Consider the following 7,660-nt stretch of genomic DNA (forward strand, 5'->3'; position numbering starts at 1 on the left):
CGAGTGCATGTGCGTACGTTGGATTGGGTACGAGAGTGGCGACCGCACAAGTGAGCAACCGAAAGTGAGCATCCAGTGACTCGAGTGGCGATCATCGGCGGACACGGCAAGATAGCGCTGCGACTGGCGCGGATTCTGTCGGAACGCGGCGACGAGGTGACCTCGATCATCCGCAATCCCGAACACGCCGAGGACGTCGCGGACACCGGGGCCGTTCCCGTGGTCGCCGACGTCGAGACCCTCGACACCACCGGCATCGCCACCGCGATCTCCGGCCACGACGCGGTGGTGTGGACCGCGGGGGCCGGCGGCGGCGATCCGAAGCGGACGTACGCCGTGGACCGCGATGCCGCGATCCGGTCCATGGACGCCGCCGTGCGGGCCGGAGTCCGCAGGTACGTGATGGTGTCCTACTTCGGCGCCGGACCCGATCACGGTGTGCCCGAGGACAACTCTTTCCACGCCTACGCCGAGGCCAAGGCGGCTGCGGACACGTACCTGAAGTCCACGGAACTCGACTGGACGATCCTCGGACCCAGCAAGCTGACCGACGAGAACGGCACCGGCAGCATCACGCTCGGCGGCGACCGGGTCGAGGGTGACCAGGTCAGCCGGGACAACGTCGCCCAGGTCGCGGCGGCCGTTCTCGACCATCCGGCGGCGGTGCACGAGGTGATCGAGTTCAACGACGGCGACACCCCGATCCTCGATGCCTTCCCACGGTCCTGAGGAGCCGGATTCCCCTCTTGCCGCCGTTATCGCGGCTTGTCGCGCGATCGTCGGCGACGCGCATGTCCTCACCGACCCGGACGCCACGGCAGGGTTCCTGACCGACTGGACCGGGCGGTATCGCGGAGCGGCGGAGGCGGTGGTCCGGCCCCGCACCACCGACGAGGTCTCGCGCGTGCTCACCGAATGCGACCGGTCGGGCATCCGGGTCTGCGCGCAGGGCGGCAACACCGGACTCGTCGGCGGCTCGGTGCCACCGGCCGCCTCCGTCGGCGAGCGCTGGATCGTGCTGTCGACGGTGCGGATGACCGACATCGACGAGGTGGACACCGTCGGTCGTTGTGTCGGCGCCCAGGCCGGCGCGACCGTCGAATCCATCGACCTCCGCGCCGCGGCGCACGGCCTGTCGTTCGGTATCGACCTCGCCTCCCGCCAGAGCGCGACCGCGGGCGGGGTTGTGTCGACCAATGCCGGTGGGACGCGGATGATCCGGCGGGGCAACGCGAGGTCGCAGATCGCGGGGATCGAGGCCGTCCTGGCCGACGGCCGGGTCCTCCGCCGGTGGACATCCCTCGTCAAAGACAATGTGGGATACGACCTTCCAGCTCTCCTGGCCGGCAGCGAGGGAACCCTCGCGGTGATCACCCGGGTCCTGTTCCGACTCGTCGCGCCGCCCTCGGCCGCCACCGTCGCGGTCGCCTCGATCGAGCGCGTCGAGGACGCAATCGGGCTGATCGGCGCCGCGTCGGCGGCGGGACTGACCGTCGAGGCCGCCGAACTGATGACCGAGGCCGGAGTCGCGCTCGTCGCCGAGTACGGGCACCGGCGCCCGACGGCGACGCCGGGACCGTTCTACGTCCTTCTCGAGGTGTCGGGAGCCGGGGACATCGAGACCGCGACCGCCGAGCTGCTCGGCGATGCGACCGGTATCATCGACGCCGTGCTCGCACGGGCGCCGGCTCGCGCCCTGTGGTCCGGTCGCGAGGGCCACACCGAGGCCATCGCCCGGTCGAGCGCGACGCCGGTCGTCAAGCTCGACATCTCGGTTCCGATCCGGGCACTGCCCGAGGCCTTCGCCGAACTGTCCCGTGTGGGTGTCGAAAACGAATTTTCCTGTCGGCCAATTCTTTTCGGACACGTCGGTGACGGCAACATCCACGTCAACCTGCTCGACGTCCCGCCGGCGCAGGCCGGCGCGGTCACCGACCACGTGTTCGGGATCGTGGCCGCCAACGGCGGGAGCATCAGTGCCGAGCACGGTATCGGCCGCGCGAAGTCGGCGTGGACGCACCTCGGCCGCGACGCCACCGACCTTGCGACCATGCGCGCGATCAAGGACGCGCTGGACCCGCGGGGAACCCTGAACCCGGGGGTGATCTTTCCGTGAGGACCGAACCGGTGGACCGAACCCGGCGGCGCGGGCGGCGGGCGCACGGAAATCCTGCGATCATGCACGGGTGGCTGATGTGAACCTCGATGGGTTGACCGCACTGGCGGATCGCTACGGCGTCGCTTCCAGCTATGTCGGCTGGGGTGACGAGCGGCACGAGGTGGACCAGGACACATTGGTCGCGGTGCTCCGGGCGCTAAACGTCCCCGCGGGTTCGCCCGAGGAGATCGAGAACTCGATTCGCGAGATCGACGAGCAACCGTGGCGTGAGTTCGTCCCGGCCGTGACAGTCGTGACCGAGGGCTCGGGAGCCACGTTCGCCGTGCATGTTCCGCACGGGCACCTGGTGAAGGTGTGGGTGGTCAGCGAAACCGGTGACGACGTCGCGGCCCCCCAACTCGATGTCTGGGTCGAGCCGCGCGAGGTCGACGGCATGCTGATCGGCCGTGCGACGTTCGCCGTGCCCGACGACCTCCCCACCGGATATCACCAGATCAAGGCGATCGATCTCGACGATTCATCGGCCTCGAGCGCGCCCCTGATCGTGACGCCGCGCCGACTGCACACCGCCGACCGGCTGATCGGCCGGAAGCGATGGGGACTCGCCGCGCAGCTGTACTCGATCCGATCGGCTGACTCGTGGGGCGTGGGCGACTTCGCCGATCTCGCCGGGATCTGCGAGGTGGCCGCCAGCGCGTACGGCGCCGACTTCGTCCAGGTCAATCCACTTCACGCCGCCCAGCCGAAGGCGCCGATCGAGGCGTCGCCGTACCTGCCGGTGACGAGACGATTCGTCAATCCGCTCTACATCCGGATCACCGACATCCCCGAGCTGGACGGGCTGTCGAAGTCGCAGCGCAAGTGGGTCAAGGCGTTGAAGCGCAGCTTCCTCGACGAGAAGACCGCGACCGACAAGATCCGGCGCAACAAGGCATTCCGCGCCAAGCTGGAAGCGCTCGAACTCATCTACGGCGTCCCGCTCGCCCCGGCTCGTGCGCACGCCTACCGCGCATTCCGGCGCCGGGAGGGGAAGGGCCTCAAGCGTTTCGCGACGTGGTGCGCGCTGGCCGAGCGGTCCGACGCCGACGACCCGCGCTGGCAGGGCAAGTTCGCAGACCCCGCGTTCATGAAGAAGAAGCGTCGGAAGATGGCCCGGCGCATCGACTTCCACATGTGGCTGCAGTGGATCTGCGACGAGCAACTGGCCACCGCCGCGCACGCGGCGCGATCGGCCGGCATGGAGATCGGTGTGATGGCCGATCTCGCGGTCGGGGTTGCACGGCACAGCGCCGATGCGTGGGCCCTCGGTGACGTGCTCGCCTCCGGTGCGACGGTGGGGGCGCCGCCCGACGGTTTCAACCAGCAGGGCCAGGACTGGGACCAACCGCCGTGGCATCCACGACGCCTCGCCGAGGCCGGTTACGAGCCCTACCGCGACATGATCCGCACCGTCCTCCGACACGCGGGTGGTGTGCGCGTCGATCACATCCTGGGATTGTTCCGGCTCTGGTGGATACCCGACGGCAGCAGCCCGGCACAGGGCACCTACGTGCACTACGACAGCGAGGCGCTGATCGGCATCCTGGCGCTCGAGGCGCAGCGCGCCGATGCGGTGGTCGTCGGCGAGGATCTCGGGGTGTTCGAACCGTCGGTGCAGGACTCACTCCGCGAGCGCGGAATCCTCGGCACGTCGATCCTGTGGTTCGAACAGGGGCCCGACGCCGCGACCCCGCCCGAGGACTACCGCGAGCTGTGTCTGACCTCGGTGACAACCCACGATCTGCCCCCGACCGTGGGATATCTGGCGGGCGACCACATCACGCTGCGATCGCGGCTGGGACTGCTCGCCTCCGGGGAGGACGCGGAGCGGGCGCGCGATGCGCGTGAACGCGACGCCGTCCTCGAACTCGCCTACGAACGCGGCCTGTTGTCCCGGGATACCCCGCTGACCGACCCGAAGGTCGTCGATGCGTTGTATGCGGTGATCGCCCGCAGCCCGTCGGTACTGCTGAGCGTGGCCCTCGTGGATGCGGTAGGGGAGCGGCGAATCCAGAACCAGCCGGGTACCGACAGCAGTCAGTACCCGAACTGGTGTGTCCCGCTGGCCAATTCGGAGGGCGACGTCGTGCTCGTCGAGGACCTCGTCAGCAGCGTGCGCTTCCGCCGCCTCATCTCGGTGCTCAACGAGTCGGGCGTGCCAGGTTCCTGACCGAGACGATGGTCAGTACGAGTGCGATGAGGGCCAGCACGGCGACCCCGATGTTGAAGGCGATCCCGGCGGGCCGGAGACCCCAGTGCTGCGCGGTGATTCCCTGGCCGACGATCGGGATCGAGATCGCGACGTAGGCGACGACGAAGTAGGTCGAGGTGACCTCGGCCTTGCGTCCCACCGGGGTCGCCGCCACCACCGACGCCAGTCCCTTGCTGAACGACATGCCCTGCCCCACACCGCAGATCACCGCTCCGCCGAGCAACGCCGGGGTCGATGCGGCGACCAGTCCCAGGATCGACAGGCCGGTCCCGAGGATGAGGATGGCGCAGCCGGCGATCAGGGCCGGTTCGGTCGGCATCCGGCGCACGACGATCTGGGTGACCGCCGAGGACGCGAACAGTACGAACACCAGGAAACCGGTGAATGCGTGGTCGTCGATGCCGAGGATGTTCGTGACGAAAGACGGCATCACGCCGGTGAAGGTGCCCATCACCGCGAACCCCGCGAAGGCCGCGATCGACGCCCGGACGAACACGCCGCGGATGTCGGCGGGGACCGACAGTCGCTGGATGCTCAACCGGGCGCCGGGGACGACCTCCACCGTCTCGGGCAGACGCCAGATGCCGATGAAGACCAGCACCAGTAGCGCCAGATCGAGTACGAACGGGGTGTGCAGCGGGGACGGGGCGTACTCCGCGAGAAGCCCGGCGATCAGCGGTCCGAGCCCCAGGCCGCCGATGTTGGCCGCGGTCGCCACGGCCGGAGCGCGTCCCCGCCACGACGCGGGGGCCAGTTCGATGACCGCGGTGGTGGCGGCGCCGGCGTAGATACCCGCGGACAGACCCGACAGCACCCGGCCCAGCAGCAACTGCCAGACCGGGCCCGCCGTGAGGAAGACGACGGCGCTGACCGCCGACAGGATCGCGCCGGCGATGAGCATCTTGCGCCGGCCGATGACGTCGGACCAGCGTCCGAAGCCGATCAGCGCGGCGATGACGCCGGCCGCGTACACGGCGAAGATCACGGTCGTGGTGGTCACGCCGAAATCGAGTTCCTCGCCGTAGATCGCGTAGAGCGGTGTGGGCAGCGTGGTGCCCAGCATGATCACGGCGAAGGCGTAGACCGCCGCGGCGAAGGATGCGCCGGTCGGCGCAGGGGAGGCGGGGGTATGCGAACGGTCAGACATGGCAGCTGACACGCTACCGCCGCGTCCGGGAGGGTTCGGCCCTGGTCTCCCGGCTGTGTGCTGGGTTACGGTAACTGTCGGTAACGGTAATTCAGGGTGAGCGAAGAGGGGGGTGTCGGATGCAACCAGAACTCGACGTCGTGATCGTGGGTGCCGGCTTCGGCGGGATGGGTGCCGCGATCGAACTGAAGCGACAGGGCTTGGACAACATCGCGATCCTCGAGCGGGAGGACGACCTGGGCGGGACGTGGCACGTGAACCACTACCCGGGACTCGCCGTCGACATCGCGTCGGTCACCTACTCCTATTCCTTCGAGCCCAACCCGTACTGGTCCCGGCTGTTCGCCCCCGGAGCAGAGCTGAAGCGTTACGCCCACCACGTCGCCGACAAGTACGACCTCAAGCGGCACATGGAATTCGGAACGGTCGTCGAGTCCGCGACCTGGGACCCCGACGAGCAGCTGTGGCGCGTCCGCACCGCGTCCGGCACCGAACGCACGGCGCGTTATCTGGTGACCGCGACCGGGTTCCTGTCCCAGCCGCACGTCCCGGAGTTCCCGGGCATCAAGAACTTCGCGGGCACGATCCTGCACACCGCGGACTGGCAGGACGGGTTCGACTTCACCGGTAAGAAGGTCGCCGTGATCGGTACCGGTGCGACCGCGGTGCAGCTCATCCCCGAGATCGCCGCCCGCGCCGAGGCCCTGACCGTCTTCCAGCGCACCGCGATCTGGGTGGTGCCCAAGATCGACTTCGCGATCCCGCCGCTCGTCCAGCAACTGTTCGGCCGGTTCCCGCTCACCCAGCGTGCTGCGCGACTGGTGAACTCGTCGCTTCTCGAACTGCTGATGGTGTTCGGCGTCCTGCACTACAAGCAGGTGAAGCCCGGCAACAAACTCGCCGCCCGACTGGCCCAGGCGCACCTGCGGCGCCAGATCGCCGACCCGGAACTACGGCGGAAGCTCACCCCGGACTACGACTTCGGCTGCAAACGCCCCACCTTCTCCAACACCTACTTCGCCAGCTTCGCCCAGCCGAACGTGACCCTGCAGACCAGTGGCATCGCCCGCCTCGAAGCCGGTGCGATCCTCGCCGCGGACGGCACCCGGACCGAGATCGACACCCTCGTTCTCGCCACCGGGTTCAACCTCTGGGACACCAACTTCCCGGCCTTCGACATCGTCGGCCGGGACGGGCGCAACCTCGGCGAGTTCTGGCGCGAGAACCGCTTCCAGGCCTACGAGGGCGTCACCGTCCCGAAGTTCCCGAACCTGTTGTCCCTCAACAGTCCTTACTCCTACAGCGGCCTGTCGTACTTCACGACCATCGAAGGGCAGATGAAGCATATCGCCCGCCTCTTCGGAGAACTGCGCCGCCGCGGGCAACGGACGTTCGAGGTGACCGAGGAGGCCAACGACGCCTTCCTCGACGAGGTGACCGATCGTCTGCAGTCCTCGGTGTTCTACAACGGGGACTGCGCGACGTCACGCAGTTACTACTTCAACCAGCACGGCGAGGCGACGCTGCTCCGCCCGGCCTCGACGCTGCGAACTCTCCGCGAGATGGACTCGTTCCCGTTGCGCGACTACGAGTTCAGCTGAGCGCTCCGCTCCGACAGCTCCCTGAGGAGCGCCCGGAGCTTGCGGAAGGCGCGCCCTCACCCCTTGCTCCCTGAGCAGCCTATGAGGGTTGTGTCAATGGGGTCCTGTGATGGGTGTGGGCGTGGGGGTGTGGCCCGGCGGCCGGTGGCCTGTCGGGATGGGTGTGTGGGTGGGTTCGAGCGGGCCGGGGTCGTGCCGGGCGCGGGCTCTACCTAGCGTTCAAACGGGTTGGTACCCAACAGCCTTCATTCGAGCTTGGTTCGCGCCGGTGGGGACTGCTCAGGCTCAGGGTCGGGCTTGTGTGCCCAAGGAGCAGCGAGCTTGTCCCGGCCGGAGGGTGTGAGGGGTCAGGCGGCGGTCCTTTCGGCGGGGCGGGTACGGCCGGCAGCGATGTCGGGGTTCCACGGCGTGGCGGTGGTGATGACGACGAACAGTTGCCGCAGCAGGGCGGCAGCGATCGCTACTCGGGCCTGGTTGGGGTTGAGCTGGTTGGCCTCTCGGCTGGTCAGGTGCCGGTAACGGGCGGCGTACACCTCGTTGTG

The 7,660-nt window shown here is 68.5% G+C and carries 6 protein-coding genes; 4 read left to right on the forward strand and 2 right to left on the reverse strand.

Annotated elements, in window-relative coordinates; translation table 11 throughout:
- Window positions 1-75: 75 nt before the first annotated feature.
- From KB201_RS04015 to malQ, 3 genes are all read left to right on the forward strand, one after another.
- The gene (locus KB201_RS04015; RefSeq protein ID WP_165629752.1) at window positions 76-729 is read left to right on the forward strand and encodes an SDR family oxidoreductase; all 654 of its coding nucleotides are present in this window, start codon (window positions 76-78) and stop codon (window positions 727-729) included.
- Window positions 710-2,116 (forward strand): FAD-binding oxidoreductase, encoded by a 1,407-nt coding sequence (locus KB201_RS04020; protein ID WP_211538426.1) that lies wholly within the window; start codon window positions 710-712, stop codon window positions 2,114-2,116. The genes KB201_RS04015 and KB201_RS04020 overlap by 20 nt, the downstream gene beginning before the upstream one ends.
- 79 nt (window positions 2,117-2,195) lie before the next feature.
- Window positions 2,196-4,328 (forward strand): 4-alpha-glucanotransferase, encoded by a 2,133-nt coding sequence (gene malQ, locus KB201_RS04025; RefSeq protein ID WP_211538445.1) that lies wholly within the window; start codon window positions 2,196-2,198, stop codon window positions 4,326-4,328.
- Here malQ and KB201_RS04030 read toward each other — a convergent pair.
- Entirely contained in the window at window positions 4,300-5,517 is a 1,218-nt protein-coding gene (locus tag KB201_RS04030; RefSeq protein WP_211538427.1) for an MFS transporter, read from the reverse strand. The two genes, malQ and KB201_RS04030, sit on opposite strands and share 29 nt — an antisense overlap.
- Window positions 5,518-5,636: 119 nt before the next feature.
- Here KB201_RS04030 and KB201_RS04035 point away from each other — a divergent pair, with 119 nt between their 5' ends.
- Window positions 5,637-7,118 carry an NAD(P)/FAD-dependent oxidoreductase gene (locus KB201_RS04035; RefSeq protein ID WP_078113360.1) on the forward strand — a complete coding sequence of 494 codons (1,482 nt, stop codon included), beginning with the start codon at window positions 5,637-5,639 and terminating at the stop codon, window positions 7,116-7,118.
- 347 nt (window positions 7,119-7,465) lie between these two features.
- On the opposite strand, the gene KB201_RS04040 is transcribed toward KB201_RS04035, so the two are convergent.
- A partial coding sequence (locus KB201_RS04040; RefSeq protein WP_211538428.1) for a hypothetical protein occupies window positions 7,466-7,660 on the reverse strand: 195 nt, incomplete at its 5' end.

It is taken from the genome of Gordonia sp. SCSIO 19800 (assembly GCF_018132775.1).
GTDB classification, from domain to species: Bacteria; Actinomycetota; Actinomycetes; order Mycobacteriales; family Mycobacteriaceae; genus Gordonia; species Gordonia hongkongensis.